This is a genomic window from Streptosporangium minutum (genome assembly GCF_002149035.1).
In the GTDB taxonomy this organism is placed as follows: Bacteria; Actinomycetota; Actinomycetes; order Streptosporangiales; family Streptosporangiaceae; genus Streptosporangium; species Streptosporangium minutum.
Genome location: NZ_NGFP01000107.1, coordinates 1 through 23304, shown reverse-complemented (window position 1 = coordinate 23304; position 23304 = coordinate 1). Strand labels below are relative to the sequence as shown.

Genomic DNA, 23304 nt, shown 5'->3' with positions numbered 1-23304 from the left:
ACGAAGGCGGAGGGCACACCGATGCCGAACCGGCCGATCAGCTCGGACGCCGCCTCCCGGCCTGCGGTTTCCCGCCCGTTATGGCCGGCGATATTCGCCACGAGAGGACGGCCTCCGATATTCCCCGGGGTCACATCCAGCCATTGCGGAAAACACACAGAAGTCCGGCGCGAGAAACCGGCGGCCATAAATCATCATAAAATTAAATGGTCCATGAATTCGGGGGCGGCCGCGCCCCGGCGCCTCAGCCATCCGGCCCAACCTTGCAGACGGCTGAAAGTCACACGCCGGCCGGCACCATCCTCACAGGTCAGCGAGCCTGCCGCTCTCCGTCCCGGGAGAAGCGCGCCCAGCATCGGCCCGGACTACGGCGGGAGTGAGCGATGCGCGGAAGCGGTTCGGTTCCGGCGGTCGTGGCGGCGGCGGCCGTGACCCCCGGATTCCTTCTGGTGAGTACGGCGGTGCCGGCGCGGGCGGCGGCCGTCAGGATCACGGCACTCGGCGACTCGATCACCGGCTCGCCCGGGTGCCGGCGGGCCCGCGAGGGCCGCGGCGGGCGGGCGCGGAGAAGGCATGCCGGACCCGGCGCCGGACTCCCCGCGCCGGCGCCTCGCCGGTTCCTACAGCGCCGCGCACATCAGCGCCTGCTCCAGCGCCGCGCGTCCCTGATCGGGCCGGCCCGCGTCACCGTGGAGATCGGCGACGACCATCCACGCCGCCGAAGCCGGCCGCAGCGCCGTCATCCTCTCCAGCGCCTGCGCCGCCCTGGTCTGGGCGAGCGCCGCCTTCTCCAGCCGTCCCAGGGCCCGGTAGATCTCCGCCAGCAGCTCGTGCGCCTCCACCGCCACCGGCCCCACCATGCCCACTGCCTGCTCCACCGCCGACAACGTACGCTCCAGGGCCACCTGCGGCTCCTCGCGCAGCAGGTCGAGGCGTGCCATCGCGAGCCGGCACGAGACGATGTCGCCCGGGTGCGCCGCGGCCGCCACCAGCTCGGCATGGGCGTCGGTGAGCATCTGCCCGATCCGCTCGACGTCCTGCGGCCCGTGCCGCAGGGCGTACTGGGCCATGCACATCCGCAGCCGGCCCATCGCCAGCCCGTCGTCCAGCTCCGCCTGGAGTCGCAGGGCGCGGTTGCTCAGCAGGTCCGCCTCCAGCGGATCGTCGAGGATGCGCGCCACCACCGCGCTGTTCCACGAGGCCGCCGCGATCGCGCGGGGTGATCCGATCCGGTCGGCCTCTTCCAGCAGGTCGGTGGCGAACTGCGCCATCCGCTCCCGATCGCCGCGCTCGACGTAGGCGCCCAGCAGGGTCGAGGCCAGCTCCACCAGCCGGTCGGTCCACCCCGAGGGCACCTCCCGCTCCAGCGCCTCCTCACCGACCCGCACGGCGGACGGCAGGTCGCCCACCTCCCGGTGACACCGGCACAGGGCCAGGGCGATCGAGATGCGCTGCTCGCGGAGCTGCGCCTCCACGCCCGCCAGCGCGGCCGTCGTCTCGGCGTGGTCGGAGCACGCCTCGTCCAGCGCGACCGTCAGCTGTTCGATGGCGGCCGGCCGGTTGCCGGCGGCCTCCAGCGCCAGGGCGTAGCCGTAGCCGGCGCGCCGACGCAGGTCGGGCAGATGGCGGAGCGCCGGTTCGGCGATCAGCCGCGCCAGCTCCTGTCCTGCCTCCTCGACCCGCCCCTGGCGCAGAGCCGTCTCCGCCCGGGCCACCCGGTCATGCAGGGCCGCCACGTACCGGTCGGTGATGCCGTGTCCCAGCTCTGCGGGAGAGCAGCCCAGCCGGTCGGCCAGGATCCTTATCTCCGGGGCGCTCGCATCCCGCATGCCGTCCTCGATCGCCTCCACGTCTTCTTCGCGCAGTCCCGGCTCCGCGACCTGCGCTATCGTCATACCGCGCTGCTTGCGCAGTGCCCGCAGACGCCCGCCTACGTTCGTGCTGCTCACGTCGGACTCCCTGGATGCCGCACAGGATGCGAATCCACCCTTGATGTGGATCATCTCAAGAGCGCATCTTAACGTCGCCCCCCCTCGCTTCACCAAAGCCAATCCGGTATCCATATTCGGGCGTTGTGTCATACCTGCGACACAGGAGACAATCCTCATGATGATCCATAAAATGTCACGGAGGTATCTGTGAAAAGGCGTGTACTGGCCGGAATCGCCGTCACGGCGGCCGCGTTGTCCATTGTCCTCGGATCGGCGGGCACAGGCACGGCCGGCCCAGCCGTGCAGAGCCCTCAGCAGGCCGCGGCCCCGCTGGTGAAGGCCTCGTCGCCGCCGACCCTTGAGGGCGGCGGCCTGTGCTGTTACGAGTAGGCACCGGCCGCTGAGGGGCCTGGCGGCGCCGGCCCGCCGACGGCTCCGCGGCCCCTTCGGGGCTGATCGGACAGATCCGCGGACCTACAGGCCCATGCAGGTCAGTGCCCGCTGGTAGGCCGCGACGCTGTCGCCCGGCTCCTCGACCTCCTGCAGTATCCGGGCGACGGCGAGCCAGGAACGCGAGGTCCGCCGAGTGGAGGGCGCCTCCCGCAGCCACGCGGCCACGGCGGCCAGTTCGCGCACCGCTTCGCGCCGCCGCCCGAGTCCGGCCATCGTCTGGCCCGCCAGGAGACGGATCTCGGCCTGCCGATCGCGCGGCAGGTGCTCGATCTGGTCGCGCACCGCCGCCAGGTGCCCTTCCGCCGCCTCCGGGGAGCCCAGCAGCAGCTCGGCACGGATCAGGTTCATCGTGCGGTCGAGCGCCTCCGCCGCGCCGGCCGGGCCGGCGGCCGGTTCGGCCCGCGCCGCGATCAGCAGCCGGCGCCACCGGCCGGCGTCCGCGGGCCGCGCGCTGAGCGCGATCCCGGCGCACGCGACGCGCAGCCGGTTCAGGCCGGGCGGGTCGCCGAGCTCGGACTGGGCGGCGAGGGCCCGCTCGACGTGTGCCAGCGCCTCCTCGCCGTGCCCGCTCTCCACCGCCAGCACCGCGGCCGCCCGGTGTGCCGCGACGAGCGCCGCGGGGGTGCCGAGACGGCCGGCGGCCGCCAGCAGTTCACCGCGGAACTGGCATCCTCGCAGCAGGTCTCCGCGTTCGGCGTAGGAGAGAAGCAGCTCGGCGGCCAGCCGGACGTGCTCCTCGCTCCAGGCCGGCCGTGCCGCGCCATCCAGGACCTCCTCGGCCACCCGCACGGCCGCCGCCAGGTCCCCCTGCCGGCGGTGGCACTCCGACAGCGCGCGGGTCACGCTCGCGTACAGTTCGGCGGGCATCTGGGCCGCGTCACGGTGCCGCACGCCGGCCAGCAGCGTGATCGCCTCGTCGAGTTCGCCGCAGGCCCGCAGAGCGCCGGCCAGGCCGAGCTCGGCCTCCTGGCGCAGGTGGGGAAGGCTCGCGACGGCGTCCTCGGCGAGCAGGGCGGCGTAGCGGGTGCGCGCTTCGGCCGCCCTGTCGCCGTCCAGCGCCTGCCGGGCACGCCTCAAGCCGAGTTCGAGCTCCTCCCGCTGCTCGGCCGTCACGCCGCTGACCAGGTAGGAGAGGGAGCATTCGAGCTTCCCGGCCAGTAGCTCCAGCACCGCGGGCGGCGCGGTCCGCTTGCCGCTCTCGATGAGAGAGACGTAGCTGTCCGACAGTTCCGGATGGGCGAGCTCCGCCTGGGAGATGCCTCGCTGGCGGCGAGCGGTTCTGATGCGCTGTCCGACTGGGGCTGTAGCAGTAGACACGATTATCCCTCGCACACGGACCATTCGATGGGCAGCGAGCCTGCGCCCGGACGTCTGCGTGCTCGACAAGCCCCAGGCATCCTTCACATCCCGCTACGGCATCATTCACACCTTTAGGAAATGCTATGACCCTTACAGCCCAATTTGCTGATCAGCGCCCCTGATCGGCGTGTCATCCGGGCACTCCCGGCGGGCGGGACCGCCGGCCGGGGAGCCGCGGCGGCAGGGCGCGTCTTGCCCGGCCCTTGATGCGCGTGCGGTGGAGCCGTCCGGCTCCGGCGTGTCATCGTCGAGGAGAGGGAGGAGGCGACCCATGACCCCGCTCTACCTGCAAGGCTTCCTCGCCCCGGTGCCCGACGAGATCGACGCCTTCGACCTGCCGGTCAGCGGGGCCCTTCCTCCCGCGCTCACCGGCCGCTACTTCCGCAACGGCCCCAACCCGCTGCCCGGCCGCGACCCCGGCCACTGGTTCACCGGGCCCGGGATGGTGCACGGCGTACGGCTGCGCGACGGCCGTGCCGAGTGGTATCGCAACCGCTGGGTGCGGACCCGCGCGTTCACCGAGGACGCGCCCTTCGTCCGGGACGACCTCTCCGTCGACCTCACCGCGGTGCCCGCCAACACCCACGTCCTCCCGCACGGGGACAAGATCTTCGCGCTGGTCGAGAACGGCCTGCCGTACGAACTCACCGCAGAGCTGGGGACGGTCGGCCCGTGCGACTTCGGCGGCCTGCTGACCACCGCCATGACCGCCCATCCCAAGCGCGACCCGCTCACCGGCGAGCTGCTCTTCTTCGGCTACGGCTTCATACCGCCCTATCTCACCTACCACCGGCTCTCGGCGGCCGGAGAGCTCGTGGAGAGCCGCGAGATCCCGGTACCGGGGCCGACGATGATGCACGACTTCGCCATCACCGCCGGTCACGTCGTGTGGATGGATCTGCCCGTCGTGTTCGACCTGGCGCTCGCCGAGGGCGGTATGCCGTACCGGTGGGACGAGCGCTACGGCGCCCGCCTCGGGGTCATGCCGCGCACCGGCGACGCCGGCGTGACCTGGTCCGACGTCAACCCGTGCTACGTCTTCCACACGGCCAACGCCCACGAGGACGACTCCGGCCGCGTCGTGCTCGACACCGTCCGCTACACCCCCGCCGGGTTCGCCGCCGTCTGGGACGGCATCGGCGGCAGTGCCCACCCGGCGGCCAGGGCGGCCGTGAACGGGACTGCCCACCTGCACCGGTATGTCCTCACTCCCGGCACCGCCGCCCGCGAGGAGCAGCTCGACGACCTCGACGTGGAGTTCCCCACGCTGCACGACGGCCGGACCGGCGACCGCAACCGCTACCTCTACGCGGTCTCCTCCGGGGCGATCGTCAAATACGACGTGCGGAGCGGAGCGAGCACCCTCCACAAGACAGGACCGGACCGGATGGCCGGCGAGGCGGTCTTCGTCCCCGCCGAGGACGCACGGGGCGAGGACGAGGGCTGGCTGCTCTCCATCGTCACCGGCGGGCCCGGCGTCGGCTCCGAACTGCTGGTCCTCGACGCCGTCGACCTGTCCCGGGTGGCCTCGGTACGGCTGCCGCGGCGGGTGCCGGCCGGTTTCCACGGCTCCTGGATCCAGGACGGCTGACGGCGGCACCACGGGCGCCGCGACCGTTCACACCGGCCGCGGCGCCCGCCCCGCCGGGGGATCAGCGCTTGAGCGCGTCGGGAAGCTTGTCCAGCAGCCCCTTGAGGTCGTCGGCGTGCTCCTCCTCCTGGGCGAGGAGGTCTTCGAAGACGCGCCTGGTGGTCACGTCACCGTCGCCGAGCCACTGGACGATCTCGGTGTAGGAGGCGATCGCGATCCGCTCGGCGATCAGATCCTCCTTGATCATCTCTACCAGGTCGAGGCTGGCGTCGTACTCCGCGTGCGAACGGGTGGTCAGCGTGTCCGGGTTGAAGTCGGGCTCGCCGCCCAGCTGCACGATGCGCCGGGCGAGCCGGTCGGCGTGCTCCTGCTCCTCGGCGGCGTGCTCCAGGAACTCCGCCGCCACCGGCTCGGCGTAGATGCCGCTGGCGGTGTAGTAGTGGCGCTTGTAGCGGAGCACGCAGACGAGCTCGGTGGCCAGCGCCTCGTTGCACACCTGGATCACCCGGGGGAGATCGGCGCCGTACGCGGAGGTGATCGGCCCCTTGTCGATCTCCTGACGTGCCCGGGCACGGATTTCCTTGATGTCGGTCAGAAATTCAGCCATGCTCCCCCCCTACCCCGAATCCCCGATCCATCAAGTCCCGCGAGACGTCAACGGAAGATCTTTGACCCGGAGCGGTGATCGACCGGCTGACCTGGCGATTCACCGTGCGGGCGGGGTGGCCGAGGGGCCCCGGTGACGACCGCGGGGGAACCGACGGACCCGCTCGGCCCTCCACTCGGGTCCGTGCGAACGTGAGCAGGGCGGCCGTCGAGCAGCTCACCCGCGTCGCCTCAACGACCTGAAGGACGCCTTGATCGTGTAGCTACGATGGGCGCATGGCCCTGATCCATCAAGCCACACTGCGACCCACGAAACTCGAACTCCTGGCCGCCTGGCTGCCCGGCCGCGACTGGTACACCGGGCCGGCCGGTGAGGTGCTGCGGGTGGCGGCCTTCCGTTTCGACGACCCGGCCGGCGCGGTCGGGATCGAGACGATGCTGGTCCGGATCGGCGACGGGCCGGTTCACCAGGTGCCGCTCACGTACCGCGACGCGCCCCTGGCCGGTGGCGACGGTTGGATGCTGGGCACCGCCGAGCATTCGGTGCTGGGCAAGCGCTGGATCTACGACGGGGCCGGCGACCCGGTGTACGCCGCGGCGCTGGCGAACGCGGTCCTCGGGAACACCGGCCAGGCCGAGCAGTTCACGCAGGTCGACGGCCGGCTCGAGCGCCGCGAGCTCGACATGAGCATCGCCGGCAGTGCGGCCGAGGGCGCGGAGGCGCCCGCCATCGGCGCGATTCAGCGCGTTGCCGAGGGCGAACCGACGCTGATCGTGACGGACACCGTCGAGCTGGCCGTCATCCGCCGCCCCGGAGCCGGCACCGGACTCACCGGCGCCGTGCTGACCGCTACCTGGCCCGGTCAGGCGACCCCGATGCCGCTGGCGTCCGCGACGCCTCGCTAGCGATCCCTGCCCGGCCCCGGGCCGTGGCGGTGGGCTTCACCCGGCCGAGGGCGGGGACGGCTCAGGCGAGGTGTCCGTCCTGCGGGGGAAGCTCACCCGCGCGTCCGTACGGTCGGGATCGGGTCACCGTCGAGGCGCGGGACGACGGCGAGGGGCGTACCACCGCAGGAGTGGCGCCGACGGACACGGCCTGATCGGCATGCGCGAGCGCGTCGTCCCGCACAGCGGCACCCCTACGGCCGGCCCGCAGGCCGACGGGTTTCGCCGTGGTGACGAGTGCCTGGGCCGCGGCACGGTCAGGGTGGCCGTCGAATCGAGTACCGATGACGGCGGTGAGCGCCGCCATCGGGTGGCAGCACCGGCGGCGGCAGTCAGCGGAGCCGTATCCGGATCGGGCCAGGAGCCGGCCCACGACCAGGACCAGGGTCCTGGTCGTGGGCCGGGGGAAGGACCCAGGGCCCCGGTCCGGATCATCCGCTGCCAGGAGGGCTGCCGCCTCTCGCAGTGATGGACTGGATATCGGGCGGGAGCCCCCGGCAGACGTTCGTATTCAAGTCCGTCCGCCGGAGGACATCGTGATCCGCGCCCTGACCGGATATTCCACCAGACACCCATGGTGGGCAGCATCGAATCTGCCGGGAGGCAAAGAATGATTATGAAGAGTGTGGGCTGGCGTCGTTTTCATGCGGTCGTGGCGTCAGCGGCCGTGGCCGCATCCGTCGGTGCGCCGGCGGTGGGTCCGGCTCACGCATCGTCGTCCGGATACGACCAGGCGGCCTTGCAGGCGGATCTGGATGCGATCCGCGACGCCGGCACGCTGGGAGTGCAGGCGCGGGTGGTCTCACCCGGCGGTGACCTGGCCGCGGCGAGCGGTACGGCGGTGCGAGGCCGCGACGTGCCGATCCCGCTCGACGGGCACTTCCGGATGGGCAGCAACACCAAGACCTTCGTCGCTGCTGTGATCTTGCAGTTGGAGGCGGAGGGCCGCCTGTCCCTTGACGACAGCGTCGAACGACGGCTTCCCGGGCTGGTGCGCGGCAACGGCAACGACGGGCGCGCGATCACCATCAGACACCTGCTCCAGCACACCAGCGGCCTGTATGACTCCGTGGGCGACATCGAGAAGAAGATGCACACCGAGCGGGGCTACCGTACCTACCGGTTCCTGCGCATGAACCCGCGGCGGCTGGTGGCGCTCAGCACCGGCCACCGCCCGCTCTTCGCCCCCGGCTCCCGCTGGAGCTATTCGAACATCAACTACCTCTTGGCCGGGCTGGTCATCGAGCAGGCCACCGGGAACTCCTGGCGCAAGGAGGTGAAGCGCCGGATCATCACGCCGCTGCGGCTGCGGAACACGACGTTGCCCGGCGACTCCCCGCTCCTGCCCGAGCCGCACGTGCAGAGCTACACCCAGGACGCCAAGACCTCCCGGCCGTTCCGCACCACCCTGCTCAGTCTCGGCTGGGCCGGCGCGGCGGGCGAGGCCGTCACCACCACCGGCGACCTGAGCAGGTTCTGGCGTGCGCTGCTGGGCGGGAAGCTACTGCCGCCGCAACAGCTGAAGAAGATGACGACCACGGTTCCCGTCGGCGCGCCCGGCAGGGAGTTCGGGCTGGGCATGGCCAAGCAGCAACTGAGCTGCGGGGTCACAGCCTGGTCGCACCCCGGCGGCACCCCCGGGTTCATCACCGACAACGCCGTCACCCGGGACGGCCGCACCAGCGTGATCGTCTCACGCACCACCTACCCCGGCACACAAGAGCAGGGCCAAGCCACTGCCCGCCTGATCGACAACGCACTCTGCGGCACCTCACCGACCGACTGATCATCCCGTACGGCAGGACCGGTAGCGATGATCATGGGTTGCCGCGGCGGCACCGCTCGCCGTCGAGGTGGTGCCGGGGTGGCCGCGGGTGCTGAAAACCGGCGGGCAGATCCGGTTCCTGGAGCATGTACGCGCCGACACGCGCGGCCTGGCCCGGGTGCAGGACTTGAGCGGCCGGGATCTGGAGTGCGGGCGGGGGGGCAGCGCGCACGCCCGCGCGAGGTTGCCGGGCCGGTTCCGCAGGACCCGCCAAAAGGTCGTCAGGTCACCGTCGAGGGCGTTGACGGTCTCCATCGGCGTCAGCTGCCTGGTGGGTCTCCGACTGCCGATCGGGCAGTGACCAGGCCCGATTCGTAGGCCACGATGACCGCCTGGGCGCGGTCGCGGACGGCGAGCTTGTCGAAGAGGCTGGTGATGTAGTTCTTGACGGTGGAGAGGCTGATGTCCAGGGCGCGGGAGATCTCGGTGTTGTCGAGGCCGGTGGCCATCAGCCGCCACACCTCGACCTCGCGCGGCGTGAGTTCACCCAGGCCCGTGGGGGTCGGTGGCGCACTGTGGGGTGCGCGCACGTAGGTGGAGATCAGCCGGGTGAGCAGGCGCGGCGCGACGGCGGCCTCGCCGGCGTGGACGGTGCGGATCGCCGCGCTCAGGTCCTCCGGGGAGCTGTCTTTGGGCAGGAACCCGTAGGCTCCGGCACGCAGGGCGCCCACGACGTACTCGTCGAGGTCGAAGGTGCTGAGGGCCAGGACCCGGCAGTCGGGCACGGTGGCGGCGAGTTCCCTGGTCGCGCCGACCCCGTCGAGGACGGGCATCCGGATATCCATCACCACGACGTCGGGGCACAGCTGGCGGGCGAGGGTGACGGCCTGCGCGCCGTTCTCGGCCTCTCCCACCACCTCGAAGGACGGGTCGGGGGAGAGAATCAGCGACAGGCCGCGCCGGACCAGTGGCTGGTCGTCCACGATCAGCACCCTGATCCTCGGCAGCGTCGGCCCGGTCCCGGTCATCGGTGTGCCCCCTCGTGCTGGACGGCCGCCTCGGCTGCCTCGTCCGTGGTCAGCGGCAGGTCGGCCACCACGGCGAACCCCCCGTCGGACTGCGGGCCTGCGGTGAGGGTGCCGCCGTGCAGGGCGACGCGCTCGCGCATGCCGATGAGGCCGTAACCGCCCGAACCCACCGCCGATGCCCCCTCCTGCGGCGGTGTGCCCCCACCGTCGTCCCGCACCTCGACGGTGACCCGGTCCTGACGGTACGTCAGTTGTACGGACGCGCGGACGGGCCCCGCGTGCTTGCGGGTGTTGGTGAGGGCCTCCTGGGCGATCCTGAACACCGTGAGGCCGACGGTCGGCGGCAGCAGACGCTGCGGCCCGTGGACGCTGAACTCGGTCGGCAGTCCGGCAAGGCGGGACTCGGCCACCAGACGGTCGAGGTCGTCGGCGCCTGGCTGGGGCTGCGACGGCGCGGCCTCCGGTCCGTCGCCGTCCCGCAGTACGTCGAGGAGCTGGCGCATCTCGCGCAGCGCGAGTCGCCCGGAGGCCTCCAGGGTGACCAGGGCGTCCTGGACCACCTCACGTTCGGCGATGTTGGCCCGGGCTCCCCCGGCCATCAGCTGCATGGTGGTGATGTGGTGGGCCACGATGTCGTGCAGCTCCCGTGCGATGCGGCGGCGTTCGTCGGCCACCGCACGGTCGGCAAGGAGTCTGCGGTTGGCCGCCACCTCCTGTTGCCAGCGGTTGACCGCCATGGCGGTGCCGACGACGATCAGGGTGGTGAGGGGTGGGATAGCGGCGTCCTGCCAGGGCGGAATGCGGCCGTTGCTCTGGCTCAGCAGCGTCAGCGACACCGTCGCGGCGGCCGCGACCGCCGTCACCCGGCCGGGGCAGGCCCTGGCGACCGAGTACAGGGCGACCAGCAGGACGGCACCGAAGTGCGCGGGCAGCGGCACGGTCAGGGTGGCCGTCGAATCGAGTACCAGGATGGCCGCGAGCGCCGCCACCGGGTGGCGGCGCCGGGCGAGCAGTGGCAGGGCTGCCAGCGCGACGAGGAGGAACCCTGCCACGCTCACGGCGTGCCGGCCGTCGGGGGCGTTGAAGAACGCGTAGCTGAGCAGGTTCATCACGCACGCCCCACCGGTCACGAGTGCGTCGTTACGGGTCCGCGGCGGCCCGGTGCTGTCGATGTGCGGCAGCTCCCGGGCATCGCCAGGCCCGACGTGTCGGCTCCTGGGCATGTCTGTTCCCCCTGTATCCGGCCTCCTGGCCCCCGGACCAGGGTTGCACAGCAGTCGCAGTGGCAGCACCGGCGGCGGCAGCCGGCGGACCCGTATCCGGACCAGGACCAGGACCAGGACCAGGGTCCTGGTCGCAGGCCGGGGGAAGGATCCAGGGCCCCGGTCCGGATCATCCGCTGCCAGGAGGTCTGCCGCCTCTGGGACTGATGGTCTGGATACCGGCCGGGAGCCCCCGGCAGACATCCGCATTCAAGCCCGTCCGCCGGAGGACATCGTGATCCGCGCCCTGACCGGATACTCCACCAGACGCCCGTGGAAGGTCATCGCCTTCTGGGTGGTGCTGGGTGTCGTGCTGAGCGCCCTGACCCCGGCGCTGTTCGACCGCGTCACCCAGAACCAGGCCGGGGGCTTCCTGCCCCGGAGCTACGACTCGGCCGCCGCGCTGCACATCGCCCAGGAGCGGTTCGGGGTGAACCCCGACGCCACCACGGTGACGGTGTTCGTCGCGCGGTCCGACGGCAAGGCCCTCAGCGCCGCCGACCAGAAACGGGTCGAGGCCGAGGCGGCGAAGCTGGGCAAGCGCCGGGTGATCATGCCCAGGGAAGACGACGGCCCGCAGCGGTTCCTGATCCCGGACCGCTCCCAGACGCCCCGGATCGCCCCGGCGATGACGGCGCCCGACCGGAGTTTCGAACTGCTCTCCGTCGAGCTGATCGGGAATCGTGCGGACAAGGGGGTTCAGGGCGTCTACCGAACCTTCCGGGACGCCGCCCGGACGCAGTTCTCCGAGGCGGGGATGCGTACCGGTTTCACCGGTGCTCTCGCCGACACCGTCGACACCGTCGATTCCCGCAAGACCGCCACCACGGTCGGGAGCGGCCTCATCATGGGGCTCATCATCCTGCTCAACGTGCTGGTGTTCCGCAGCGTGCCGGCGGCCCTGCTGCCGCTGCTCGCGGTCGCGCTGATCGGCTTCGTGGCGGCGGGAGCCGTCGCGGGTGCCGCGATGCTCACCGGGCTCAAGCTCGACGCGAGCACCCCGGGGCTGATCAACGTGGTTCTGTTCGGCATCGGCATCGACTACCTGCTGTTCCTGCTGTTCCGCTTCCGCGAGCAACTGCGGGCCAGGCCCGAGCAGTCCGCCCGAGAGGTGGCCGCGCAGGTCTCCGGCCGGGTGGGCACCGCGATCACCTCGGCGGCGCTGACCATCGTGGCCGCGTTCGCCACGCTGGGCGTGGCGACCTTCGGGCAGTTCCGTTCGATGGGCCCCGCGATCGCCGTCGCGGTCCTGGTGACGCTGCTCGGTAGCCTCACCCTGCTACCGGCGCTGCTCGCGGCCGCCGGGCGCAAGATGTTCTGGCCCTCCCGGGCGGCCTTGCGCCGCGAGCCGCGCGAGGGCCATGCCGCCCGCCTGGGCGCGCTGGTCACGCGACGACCGCTGATGATGCTGACCGCCTCCGCCGCCCTGCTCGCCGCGCTGGCCGCCGGGTTGATCGGCATCCGCATGGACTACGGCCAGGGCGGCTCCGGTGCCCAGACCCCCGCCGCGGCCACCGCGGCCGAGATCTCCCGCACGCTGCCGGCCGGCGTGTCGGACCCGACGAGCGTCTTCGTCACCGCCACCAACGGCGGCACCCTCACAACCGACCGGCTCGACGGTCTCTCCCATGCGCTCACCCAGGTCAAGGGCGTGGGCCAGGTCGCACGGACCGTCCTGAACAAGGACCACCGTGCCGCCCGGATCGATCTCTACCCGACCGCGGACCCGCAGAGCCAGCAGGCCCGCGACCTGGCCTCCGGACCGATCCGGGCCGCGGTCGCCCAGCACACGCCCGCCGGGACGACGGCACACGTGGGCGGGACGCCGGCGATCATCGCCGACATGTCGGCCGCCGTCGACCACGACCTCACGATCGTGTTCCCGGTCGCGGCCGCGCTGATCGGGCTGATCCTGCTGCTGCTCCTGCGCAGCCTGCTCGCACCGGTGATCCTGATGCTCTCCGTCGGGCTCGGCTTCGCCGCCACCCTAGGTGCCGCCACCCTGCTGTTCCAGCACGTTCTCGGCAAGCCGGGCGTCAGCTTCGCCCTCCCGCTGGTGCTGTTCCTGTTCGTCGTGGCGTTGGGCACCGACTACAACATCCTGATCACCGACCGGATCCGGGAGGAAATGCGGCGACCGGGTACAGCTCGCGCCGCCGTGGCGCGCGCCGTACAGCACACGACACCGGCCATCGCGACGGCCGGCGTGGTACTGGCCGCCTCCTTCGCCAGCCTCATCACGTCCCCGGGCAACGAGCAGATGGCCTTCGCGATGACGCTCGGCATCATGCTCTCCGCGCTCGTCGTGTCGCTGGTGCTGGTCCCCTCCCTTGCCGCGCTCCTCGGCCGGGCCATGTGGTGGCCGATCCGCCCGCGGCCCATCGCAGGCGGCCACAGGCAGGACCGTGCGACCGAACCTGCCCCGGAACCCGACCGGGCCACGGCCCTCTGAGGCTTGGACCGGCATGCCTAAGGGGTGTATGACGGGGGTGAGGACCATCGGTGCAGCCGTTGGCACTGACATCGATCTTGCTTCTCGGTCTTTCGCAAATGACCGGTTGGCAGAGGCCATTGCGCGCCGCGACACGCCGCATCCGCGCAGCTCGTCCGTCGCGGAAGTCCCCACGACTGCCGTGTTCCGCGAAGGGGGTTCTGCGAGCAGGGCGCCCAGCTGGGACAGACCATGAAGATCAATCTCAGCGCTGACCGTAAATGACCTGAACGAGCAGGTCCGACAGGCCGAAGGGCGCGGCCTTGATGGATGCTTCGTTCGGGATCGCACTCGTCCGGGCTCATGGCTGTCGCGCCGGCTTTCTGAGCACCTCGGTGAGGGCCGAGATGCTGTGGTTGCCGTGGCCTGCCTGAGCCGCCCGCGTCACCAGGTCATGGAGCGGGACGAGCCAGGTCGTGTCGACGTTCGTCTCCTTGGTCAGGTCCGCGTCGTGAGCCGCCCCGGCGAGGAAGAGGTTCACCGAGGAGGCGGCGTTGGTGTAGTCGCCGCTGTCGATCTCGTTGGCGTAGATCGGCAGCAGGGACTTGATCATGTCCAGCCACTTGCCGGCGAACCGCACCATCGTGCTCACCTCCAGCCCGCGCGCCTGGACGGCGGCCGCGCCCTGGAAGAAGCCGACGAGGGCGGGCAGCAGCATGGCGCCCACGGCCATCTCGTACAGGGCGGCGAGGTCGCTGTCGTCGCCGAGGTGGACGGTGTCGCCGCCCAGCGCCTTCAGGGTCGCTTCGAACTCGTCGAAAACGGTCTTGTCACCGCTGTAGTAGAGCAGGGTGTCCGGCGCCCCCACGGCCGAGGGCACGTTCTTGACCGCCCCGGCCAGGAACCGGGCGCCGTGGCCGATGGCCCAGGCGGCCGTCTCGCGGGCGCCGGCCGGAGAACCGCTGTTGAGGGTGACCAGGGCCCGTCCATGAAGCGACGCGGCGGCCGGCCGCAGAGCCGACCGGGTGTCATCGAAGGTGGTCAGGCAGGTGATGATCAGGGGACTTGCCGCCACCGCGTCCTCAATGGCCTCCGCCTGCCGAGCTCCCATGGCGATGAGGGGCGCGGCTTTGGCGGGGGTCCTGTTCCAGACGGTGGTCGAGTGTCCGGCCTTGACCAATGCCTCAGCCAGTGCCGTGCCCATCGAGCCCAGGCCGATGACGGTCACCGGTGTCGCGTTCCTGCCGGTCATATGCGTACTCCAGCCACAGAGACAGAGAGATGAGGAGGTGAGCGCGCCGCCCGCCGGGGAGACTGTTGTGATCTTGGCGCGGCGCCTGATCCATACTGGCCGGAGCGCCCATATTCTCTCAAGTACCTACAATTTTGCCGGGTACTGATAAGAATGTAAGTATGAGTCGGTGAAGCAGACGAAAAAGCGTACGTTCACCTGCGGGTTAGACGCTGCCATCGCCGTCATGGGCGGCAAGTGGAAAGGGCTGATCCTCTTCACGCTGCAGGATGGCCCCCTGCGTTTCGGGGAGTTGCGGCGTGCGGTCCCCGGCATCAGCGAGCGGGTGCTGATCTTGCAACTCCGCGAGATGGAGACCACCGGGCTGCTGCATCGCGAGATGTATCACCAGGTCCCGCCGAAGGTGGAGTACTCGCTCACCGAGTTTGGTCATTCGCTCAACAGCGCGATGGCGCCGCTGGGTGAGTGGGGCGAGGAGCACATCGAGCGCATCGAGGTCATCCCGTGGGACGAGATCAGGTGAACTGGCGCGGATCATTGCGCCGTCGACGGTGCTTTGACCTGGTCGCGGCCACCGGCCTCAGGGCCTGTCCTGAGGCCGGATCCTTAGGTGGGCCGGAGGCTTCGCATCCACGAAACGACGCCGCGTAGATGAAGTCCGTCCAGGTAGCTGTCCAGGGACTTGTCGAAGCGGAAGGCCGGCCCGCGCCACTCCTTGATCCGGTTGATGCAGCGCTCGGCGGTGTTGCGCTCGGTGACAGAGAACCTCATCTGTGGCGGACGGGGTGGCCCCGCGTGAACCTCGCTCCGATCGGTTGGCCACCTGGTCCGCCTTCTCCGGGATGACTGCTCGGATACCGCGCCGGTGGAGGTGGACGCGCTTGGCGCGGGGCAGGTCCCGCCATCGTCGGTGAGGTCACCACGCGCCATGCCTTGTGCTCACCAGGGCCAGGCCGTACGGCACAGGTGAATCCGCAACCTCATGATCCGAACGTCGAACAGACCCTGAGTTCCTGGGACGTTCGGGGCTCATCGCCTGGACCTGGGTGGAGCACCATCGAGGCGTTTCACCACCGGTGGACAGATCTTGGTGCAATCGCACCGCCGATGCCCCCCGACTTCATGTTCCTGCACGAAGCACTCCCGGATGACGTGATGGAGGGTTGCTGGAACATTGGCTTGAAAGCTCCGGAGGCCTGTGAATGGGACTCACCGAAGACACCTCCACCCTGGCACCCGCGCAAATACGTAAAACGGCGACCGTCACCGTCGGCCTGCTCATGGGCGTCTGGGTGATCGACTACGTCGATCGGGTGATGATGGCCGTCGCGTTGCCGTTCATCGGCGAGGAGTTCGCGCTCACCAAGACCGAGCAAGGCTGGCTGATCACCGCCTTCTCCCTGGTCTATCTGCTGTGCCAGGTGCCGGGTGGCATCCTCGCCGACAAGTTCGGCGCCCGCCGCCAACTCATGGTCTCTCTGCTGCTCTGGTCGGTCTTCACCGCCCTCACCGGTATCGCCTGGGGTCTGGCATCCCTCCTCGTCATCCGTGCTCTCTTCGGCGTCGGCCAGGGCCTCTTTCCCGGCGCATCCTTCAAGGCCATCGCGGAACGCACCACCCCCGCCGTCCGCGCCACCGCCGCCGGTGCCATGCTCGCCTCCAACCAGCTCGGTGCCGGCGTCGCCCCGCTCATCGTCGCGCCGCTCATCCTCGCCCTCGGCTGGCGCCACACCTTCTGGGTCACCGCCGCCGCCGGCGTCGCCATCGGCGTTCTACTCTGGACGCTGCTGCCCAAGGCGCTGCCCGCCCACCTCAACGGCTCCGACGTCGTTCAGGACAAGGGGACCAGCCTCGGCGCCGTTATGCGCTCGCCATCGGTCTGGAAGTTCGCCGCACTCTTCTGCACCACCAACATGCTCGGCTACGGCTTGATCACTTGGGTACCCAGCTACCTGCTGGAGGAACGCGGCATCTCCCTCATCAACACCGGTGTCATGTCCGCCATCCCCGGTCTGGTCGCGTGCGCGACCGTCTTCCTCGGCGGCTGGCTGTTCGACCGCTTCTTCCACGACAGGGTCCGGCTCTACGTCATCCCCCTGCTCCTGGTCACCGCTGTGCTCCTGGTGCTCATGCTGATGGCCGACTCCGCTGTCGGGTTCACCGTCTACCAGACCCTCGCCATGGGCGTGGCGGGTCTTTCCTCGATGGGCATCCTCGGTATGCCCGTGCGTGCCCTGCCGCCCGCCGTCATCGGATCCGGCATGGGCGTCGTCAACGTCGGCGGTCAGATCGCCGGTGTCCTCGCCCCCGTTCTCATGGGCTTCCTGGTCGACAAGTTCTCCTACACCGCTGCTTTCGGCCTGCTCATCGCCACCACCGTCCTCGGCGCGCTGATCGCGTTGATCGTGCCCCAGCGCCCTGAGCAGTTCAGCCTCGGAACGAAGGAGCTCGCGTGACGACATACGATCTGGTTCTCGCCCGTGGCCGGGTCATCGACCCCGAGACCGGTCTGGACGCCGTACGCGACGTCGGCGTCAACGGCGGGGTCATCCAGGCCGTCTCCGACCAGCCGCTCGACGGCGTCACCACCGTCGATGCGACCGGCCTGGTCGTCAGTCCGGGCTTCATCGACCTGCACAGCCACAGCATGGACGTCGCCGGACACCGCCTGCAGGCGCTCGACGGCGTCACCACCGTCCTGGAACTCGAGGCCGGCGCCTACCCGGTCGCCGCCGCCTACCGCAGGGCCGAGATCGAGGGCAGGCCCCTCAACTACGGCTTCGCCACCTCCTGGGCTGTGGCCCGTATGACCGTCCTCCTCGGCCTCGACACCAGCGGCGACCTGAGGGACGACTTCCTCGCCAACATCGGCCGCGAGGAATGGCAGCGCGCCGCTCCGCGAAACGTCGTCGACCGCATCGTCGGCATGCTGGAGCGCGACCTCGGCGACGGCGCGCTCGGCATCGGCATCCTCGTCGGCTACGCGCCCCGCGTCGATCCCTCCGAGTACCTCGCCGTGGCCGCCCTCGCCGCCCGCGTCGGGCTGCCCACCTATACCCACGCCCGTGAACTTGTCGAGATGGACCCCACCACTCCCGTCGACGGCGCTGAGGAGATCGTCCGCGCCGCCGCCGAGACCGGTGCGCACATGCACTACTGCCACGTCAACAGCACCTCCATCCGCCATGTCGACCGCGTGCTCGGCCTGGTGGAGAAGGTCCGCGCCGAAGGCTCGCGCGTCACCACCGAGGCCTACCCCTACGGCGCGGGCATGACCGGCGTCGGCGCGGCCTTCCTCGCCCCGGAACTCCTCCACCGGCGCGGGCTGACCCCGCACTCCATCGGCCTGCTCGGTGCCGAGGGGCGTATCCCCGACGCCGAGGCCTTGCGTCGGGTCCGCGAGAGCGAGCCCGGCTCGGCGGCTTTCGTCCACCTGCTCGACGAGGACGACCCCGCCCAGTTCGACTACATCCAGCGGGCCCTCACCTTCACCGACGCCGCTGTCGCCACCGACGCCGTACCCCTCCTGTGGCGCTCGGGGTCGCCCGACCCGCTCTCCTGGCCGCTCAGGCCCGACGCCGTCACCCACCCCCGTACGGCCGGCACCTACGGCCGGACGCTGCGCAGGCTCGTCCGGCAGAACGGCGTCCTGTCGCTGCCCGAGGCTGTGCGCCGGTGCACGCTCATCCCCGCCGACGTGGTGGGCTCGGGTGTCCCGGCGATGCGGCGCAAGGGCCGTGTTCAGGCAGGCTGCGACGCCGACCTGACCGTCTTCGACCCCGACACCGTCAGCGACCGTGCCACCTACACCGAGACGGTCAGGCATTCCTCCGGTTTCGTCCACGTCCTTGTCGGCGGCCAGTTCGTGGTCCGCGACGAGTATCTGCTGCCGACCGCCCTGCCCGGGCGCGCTGTCAGAGCCTGATGCCTGGTCCGGGTCGTCTGGTTGACGGCCCGGCCGCCGTTTTCAGGTAGGGAATGTGGTTAAGCAGGGTCGGTTGGCGACCTACGGGCGGCTGATCTCGATCGCTTCTGCCGCAGGAGGCCTCAGGTGCTGTCTGACTACGCTCTTGGGTGAAGGGAGGAGGTGAACGTGATGTGGAGGAAAGAGGTGCTGGAAGCGGTCCGCGCCGCGGCGGGCTCAGCCGTCGACGAAGGTGAGGCTGTTCATGTCGTAGCGGGTGCCCGCGACCTGCTCGGCCGGGGCGGCGGCTTCGACGGCGGCGAGGTCCTCGGTGGACAGCTCGACGGCCAGGGCCGCGAGGTTCTCCTCCAGGTACCTCTGCCGCCGGGTGCCGGGAATCGGCACCTGCGGATCGACCCGGTGCTGGTAGTAGAGGTCGATGTGGTCGACTCCGAGCCGGCGCAGCGACGCCTCACACGCCTGCCGCACGTAGGCGGCGTCGCCGCGGATACGGGTGGGCTCGCCCAGGCGGTTGGCGAAGCCGAACTCCGTGGCCAGCACCACCTCGCGCGCCGCGAGCGGATCCACCAGGGCGCCGCCGACGTCGCCTTGATCAGGTTCTGGCTCCGCGACCCAGTTCAATGATCCACGGGGCAGGCCTTAGTACGGACCTCCGCGGAAGTACATGCTCGGGCGCTGTCGAGAGCGGTCGCCGCGCTCGTGGGCGGCGTCGGACCGGTCACCGGGCGCCGACCGCTCGGCCAGTGACCGCAGCGTCGCCAAACCGGCCAGAACCCCGGCGCGGTTGCCGGCCCTTTTCATCCACACCGGCAGCCGGGCGAACATCGCCATCGTCGGACGATACGAGCCACGCTCCCGCAACCGGGCGCCCACATAGGCCGCGAGCTCGTCGACGTGCTCCTCGTTGTAGGCCCAGAGAACCCGGCCCAAGCAGCGGGTCTGCAACCACAGCGGCCGCCGGAAGAACGGGTCCTCGGTGCCACCCATGACCGCGCCGACCAGCCCGACCCCCTTGACATCGGCCGTCCATTCGGCAACGACCCCACAACCCGCACAGGTCAGGCGGCGGGGCTGGAACATCAGCTCGCTGAAGTACCTGGGGTCGGGAAGCCCGGGACGGCTGACAACGACCGCGCGACCACCGCAACGCGGGCAGACGACGCTGATCCGGCCCGTGAACTGCACCAGCCAGCGTCCGGCGTCATGGTGGCGGGCTGGTCCGGAGGTCATCCCGAAACCCTCGCAAAACGGTGAGCCGTTCGCAAACGCATTCTCGGATCGTCAGCGATCGAAGGCCGCCCGGATCCGCTTACGCGGTCGTCGGGGGGCCGAGTCTGTGCGCTTGCCCGCGCCGTAGGGGCGACCGGGCATGCCCGGCTTCAGCGCCTGCGTCTGTCAGGGCCGTCCCGCACTATCGTTGCGGCATGAACACTCCGGCGGCGGAAGCCGACATCGACGACGGCCTCGTTGACCGCCTGATCCGCACGCAACACCCGGATCTGGCGGGCCCGCTCACTCTCGTCGCCAACGGCTGGGACAACGTCATCTACCGCCTGGGGACGGACCTGTCCGTACGGCTGCCGCGCCGCCGGGTCGCCGTCGACCTCATCGTCAACGAGCAACGCTGGCTGCCGGTCCTGGCCGAGTACGTCGAGGTCGCGCTGCCCCTACCCGTCAGAACCGGCGTGCCCGGCGAGGGCTACCCGTGGCCGTGGACGATCGCGCCCTGGTTCGAAGGCCGCACGGTCGCCGACGTGCCGCCGTCCGACCGCTCCGGCATCGCCGCCCCGCTGGCCGACTTCATGACGGGCCTCCACCGGCCCGCGCCGCCTGACGCGCCGCGCAACCCCGTCCGCGGCGTCCCGCTCGCCGCCCGCGACGGAGCGGTACGGCAACGTCTGCAGTCCATTCCCCGATCAGCCGCGCTGCTCCCCCTCTGGGAGAAACTGGCCGCCCTCCCGCCCTGGCAGGGCCCCCCGCTCTGGCTCCACGGCGACCCGCACCCGGGAAACCTCCTGCTCAACGGGGAAGGGCTGGCCGCCGTCCTGGACTTCGGCGATCTCACCAGCGGCGATCCCGCCACCGACCTGGCCGCCGCCTGGCTGGTGTTCGACGAGAACGCGCGCGAGGTCTTCCGATCACACGTGGACACCGACGAGGTGACCTGGGAGCGCGCACGGGGTTGGGCCCTTGTCATGGGCACTGCTCTGGCCGCCCACTCGGCCGACAACCCCGGCATGGCGGCCATCGGCGATCACGTCCTCGCCCAGGTGCTTCTCACCCCGTAGGGCTTGGGGTGATCGCACGCCCAGAAAACCAGCGGAGTGCAGCGTGTTCCGGTTATAAGGTGCGCCCGTGGACAATCTGGAGAGCCTTGTCATCGCCAGGCGGCTACGCGTCCCCATCGACGCCCCTGCTGGTTCCGGGGCGGACTGGGGAGAGGTCGCCGCCCGCCAACTCGACGCCGCGCTGTTGAGCGTTGGCTTCAAGTGCTCGGCGGCCCTGCTCGAACGCCTGTCGAGGCTGCGCGGCGAGACCGTGGTGGATCTCGGCGTTCGGATCCTGGCCGCGGTCCGCGGCCTGGTGGGCGACCACGTCCAGCACAACGCCTACTTCATCGACTTCCCCGCGAACGTGCCCGACACCCTGGAGTTCTGGGTCGGCCTGCTGCGTGAGGCCCTGCTCGACCCGGTCGCCGCCGTACGCCTCCAGCCGCCGACGCTTGACCTGCTGACCCTGCCGGGCTACGGCCGCTACCAGCACACCTACGCCGACCTGCTGGCCGCTCACGCCGAGCTGATCCCGCTGGCCGGGGACCGGGTGACCATGCTGGAGCTGGGCGGGAGCCTGGAATCGGAGACGCGGGAGCTCTACTTCTCACTGGCGGGCTCCGAGGTGCCTCCGGCCGCCGAGGATCTGGCGGCGCTGCGCTTGCTGGCGTCGTCCTGCGCCGATCAGCCGGAACGCATCCCCGTGCGCGAGAACCGCGCTGTCGTCAACGAGGTACGGCTGGCCGCCGGCCGACCGCTGCTCGTCGACACGGTGACCGACGTACTGCGGCTCGCCTGCGGCTGCTCCGGCGGCGATGTCACGCTGGCCGTCCCCACCAGGTTCCGCTCGTTGCGCCGCGCCGAGCGCCGTGCCCTGCTGCAGGCCCTGGACGCCGTCGCCTCCTCGGCCAAGTTAGGCGATGTGCCGCGCCACCGGGAACAGTGGAAGCGGCTTGGCGAGCGGCTGCATCCTCACGAGTACCCGCAGTTCCCACGTGCCGCCCAGGTCTTCGAGGTGGCCAGGGGCGCGCGCCGGGCCGCCGGCTTCGACAGCCGGGTCGAGGCCGCCCTGTCGGCGGGCCGTACCGCCGACGCCGTCGAACTGCTGGAGAACGCGCCCGGGGCGCTGCTGCGCCGCCTCGACCACCTGCTGCGGACCGGCCTGTCCGCGACGGCCGTGCTGGACGGCGCGGAGAGAGCCGTGGCGGGCGCCTCCGGCCGCGTCCTGCTGTCCCTGCGCGAGCACCTGCAGAACCGCCTCGCTCCCGCTGCCGGCCGCGTCTTCACCAACCGGTACGGCAGAGCATGGGCGGCACCCGACTCCCGCTCGCCGCTTGAGACGGAGGTCCTGTCGCGGGCGCTGGCCATCCTGGACGAGGAGATCACCCGTCGCCTCCCCGACCCCGGCGAGCTGATCGTCGATCCCGGCGTGCTTGATGTCGCCCTGCCGCTGTCGGGCAAGGCGACGGCGCCCGGGCTCGGCATGCTGCCCCGCGGCTCGCTCTCAGCCGTCGACGGTGAGCTGCTCAGGTTCTTCGTCCACTGGCGCCAGACCGAGCGGCGCACCGACTACGACCTGTCCGCGCTCATGCTCGACGCCGCCTACGACAATCCGACGCACATCTCGTGGACGAACCACACCAACGGCTTCGCCGCCTACTCCGGCGACCTCACCGAGGCGTCCGGCGGCGCGTCGGAGTTCATCGACATCCGTCTCGCCGACGCGACCCAGCCGATCGTCATCCCGCAGGTCGACATCTTCGCCGGAGAGGGGTTCGACGAGGCCGCTGAGGCGTTCTTCGGCTACATGACCAGGGACGCCGAGCAGAAAGGCAGGCCGTTCGAGCCGCGCACCGTGCGGATGAAGTCCGACCTGCGCGGGTCGGGCCGGATCGCCCTGCCGCTCGTCTTCCTCCGTGATGACGACGGCGGATGGCGGGTGAAATGGCTTCAGCTGTATCTGAAGGGGCATCCCGGCTTCAACCAGGTGGAGGGCAATCGGGTCACCGTCTCCCTGCTGGCGCGCTCGATCGTGGAACGCGACTACCTGCGAGTCCGATACCTCGCCGACCTGCTGCGTACGAAAAGCTCCTCCGCCGGACACACCACCTACATCGGGCTGGAAGCTCCGGCCGGCCTGCCGTCGGGGTCGCGGGTATACACGCCAGGGACTCTGCACGGACTGATCCCGGCCTGATACCGTAAGGGCGCGAGGCTATGGGAGGGCTTCCTTCTACACCTTTCTGGAATCTCCAGTCTTCCCGCTCTCCTCGCATTCCGGTCGTGAGGCCATTCGAGGGCTTCCTTCTTACCTGGTTCGATTCCAGGTAGGCCCCCATGGGGCCTACTGGCTCATCTAGCTCCCGGGCCTTCCTCACGACCGGTCATTCACGACGGCTTCAGCCGTCCACCCTGCCGTCCGACGCGCGGATTGCGTCCGCTGTCGCCGGAAGTCCGGTGCATGAATACCACGTCCAGACGGTACC

Annotated in this window: 19 protein-coding genes; 10 read left to right on the top strand and 9 right to left on the bottom strand. The window is 70.5% G+C overall.

Annotation, left to right across the window (positions count from 1 at the left end; translation table 11 throughout):
• Positions 1-620: 620 nt before the first annotated feature.
• Positions 621-1949 carry a helix-turn-helix domain-containing protein gene (locus tag CA984_RS22700; protein ID WP_133061747.1) on the bottom strand — a complete coding sequence of 443 codons (1329 nt, stop codon included), beginning with the start codon at positions 1947-1949 and terminating at the stop codon, positions 621-623.
• A gap of 189 nt (positions 1950-2138) precedes the next feature.
• On the opposite strand from CA984_RS22700, the gene CA984_RS45540 reads away from it, so the two are divergent.
• Positions 2139-2321 carry a hypothetical protein gene (locus tag CA984_RS45540; protein ID WP_133061746.1) on the top strand — a complete coding sequence of 61 codons (183 nt, stop codon included), beginning with the start codon at positions 2139-2141 and terminating at the stop codon, positions 2319-2321.
• A gap of 84 nt (positions 2322-2405) precedes the next feature.
• Here CA984_RS45540 and CA984_RS48800 read toward each other — a convergent pair whose 3' ends face one another.
• Entirely contained in the window at positions 2406-3701 is a 1296-nt protein-coding gene (locus CA984_RS48800; protein WP_086575585.1) for a helix-turn-helix domain-containing protein, read from the bottom strand.
• A gap of 313 nt (positions 3702-4014) precedes the next feature.
• Here CA984_RS48800 and CA984_RS22690 point away from each other — a divergent pair, with 313 nt between their 5' ends.
• Entirely contained in the window at positions 4015-5334 is a 1320-nt protein-coding gene (locus CA984_RS22690; RefSeq protein WP_086575584.1) for a carotenoid oxygenase family protein, read from the top strand.
• Between the two features lie 61 nt (positions 5335-5395).
• Here CA984_RS22690 and CA984_RS22685 read toward each other — a convergent pair whose 3' ends face one another.
• Positions 5396-5941 carry a ferritin-like domain-containing protein gene (locus tag CA984_RS22685; protein ID WP_086575583.1) on the bottom strand — a complete coding sequence of 182 codons (546 nt, stop codon included), beginning with the start codon at positions 5939-5941 and terminating at the stop codon, positions 5396-5398.
• A gap of 275 nt (positions 5942-6216) precedes the next feature.
• Between CA984_RS22685 and CA984_RS22680 the strand changes: the two genes are divergently transcribed.
• Both CA984_RS22680 and CA984_RS22675 read left to right on the top strand, forming a co-directional pair.
• The gene (locus CA984_RS22680; RefSeq protein ID WP_086575582.1) at positions 6217-6846 is read left to right on the top strand and encodes a CG0192-related protein; all 630 of its coding nucleotides are present in this window, start codon (positions 6217-6219) and stop codon (positions 6844-6846) included.
• 778 nt (positions 6847-7624) lie between these two features.
• Positions 7625-8671 (top strand): serine hydrolase domain-containing protein, encoded by a 1047-nt coding sequence (locus CA984_RS22675; protein WP_242676112.1) that lies wholly within the window; start codon positions 7625-7627, stop codon positions 8669-8671.
• Between the two features lie 299 nt (positions 8672-8970).
• Here the strand turns inward: CA984_RS22675 and CA984_RS22665 are convergent, their stop codons facing one another.
• Positions 8971-9678 carry a response regulator gene (locus CA984_RS22665; RefSeq protein ID WP_086575579.1) on the bottom strand — a complete coding sequence of 236 codons (708 nt, stop codon included), beginning with the start codon at positions 9676-9678 and terminating at the stop codon, positions 8971-8973.
• Entirely contained in the window at positions 9675-10901 is a 1227-nt protein-coding gene (locus tag CA984_RS22660; RefSeq protein WP_086575578.1) for a sensor histidine kinase, read from the bottom strand. The genes CA984_RS22665 and CA984_RS22660 overlap by 4 nt, the downstream gene beginning before the upstream one ends.
• A 274-nt stretch (positions 10902-11175) precedes the next feature.
• On the opposite strand from CA984_RS22660, the gene CA984_RS22655 reads away from it, so the two are divergent.
• Entirely contained in the window at positions 11176-13392 is a 2217-nt protein-coding gene (locus CA984_RS22655; RefSeq protein ID WP_086575577.1) for an MMPL family transporter, read from the top strand.
• 340 nt (positions 13393-13732) lie between these two features.
• On the opposite strand, the gene CA984_RS22650 is transcribed toward CA984_RS22655, so the two are convergent.
• Positions 13733-14623: an NAD(P)-dependent oxidoreductase gene (locus CA984_RS22650; RefSeq protein ID WP_086575576.1), complete on the bottom strand. Its 891-nt coding sequence runs from the start codon at positions 14621-14623 to the stop codon at positions 13733-13735.
• A gap of 169 nt (positions 14624-14792) precedes the next feature.
• Between CA984_RS22650 and CA984_RS22645 the strand changes: the two genes are divergently transcribed.
• Entirely contained in the window at positions 14793-15146 is a 354-nt protein-coding gene (locus tag CA984_RS22645; protein ID WP_207620990.1) for a winged helix-turn-helix transcriptional regulator, read from the top strand.
• A gap of 83 nt (positions 15147-15229) precedes the next feature.
• Here the strand turns inward: CA984_RS22645 and CA984_RS46390 are convergent, their stop codons facing one another.
• The gene (locus CA984_RS46390; protein WP_165781366.1) at positions 15230-15394 is read right to left on the bottom strand and encodes a hypothetical protein; all 165 of its coding nucleotides are present in this window, start codon (positions 15392-15394) and stop codon (positions 15230-15232) included.
• Between the two features lie 431 nt (positions 15395-15825).
• Here CA984_RS46390 and CA984_RS22640 point away from each other — a divergent pair, with 431 nt between their 5' ends.
• Positions 15826-17079, top strand: a complete 1254-nt coding sequence (locus tag CA984_RS22640; RefSeq protein WP_086575575.1) for an MFS transporter — start codon at positions 15826-15828, stop codon at positions 17077-17079.
• Positions 17076-18548 carry an amidohydrolase family protein gene (locus CA984_RS22635; RefSeq protein ID WP_086575574.1) on the top strand — a complete coding sequence of 491 codons (1473 nt, stop codon included), beginning with the start codon at positions 17076-17078 and terminating at the stop codon, positions 18546-18548. Before CA984_RS22640 ends, CA984_RS22635 begins: the two co-directional genes overlap by 4 nt.
• Positions 18549-18764: 216 nt before the next feature.
• On the opposite strand, the gene CA984_RS49050 is transcribed toward CA984_RS22635, so the two are convergent.
• Both CA984_RS49050 and CA984_RS22625 read right to left on the bottom strand, forming a co-directional pair.
• Positions 18765-19169 carry an aldo/keto reductase gene (locus CA984_RS49050; RefSeq protein ID WP_242676111.1) on the bottom strand — a complete coding sequence of 135 codons (405 nt, stop codon included), beginning with the start codon at positions 19167-19169 and terminating at the stop codon, positions 18765-18767.
• A gap of 18 nt (positions 19170-19187) precedes the next feature.
• Positions 19188-19778: a hypothetical protein gene (locus tag CA984_RS22625; protein ID WP_086575573.1), complete on the bottom strand. Its 591-nt coding sequence runs from the start codon at positions 19776-19778 to the stop codon at positions 19188-19190.
• Between the two features lie 194 nt (positions 19779-19972).
• On the opposite strand from CA984_RS22625, the gene CA984_RS22620 reads away from it, so the two are divergent.
• Both CA984_RS22620 and CA984_RS22615 read left to right on the top strand, forming a co-directional pair.
• On the top strand, positions 19973-20836 hold the full coding sequence (locus tag CA984_RS22620; RefSeq protein ID WP_086575572.1) for an aminoglycoside phosphotransferase family protein: 864 nt from the start codon (positions 19973-19975) through the stop codon (positions 20834-20836).
• Positions 20837-20903: 67 nt separating this feature from the next.
• Entirely contained in the window at positions 20904-23015 is a 2112-nt protein-coding gene (locus tag CA984_RS22615; protein ID WP_086575571.1) for a TerD family protein, read from the top strand.
• Positions 23016-23304 lie beyond the last annotated feature (289 nt).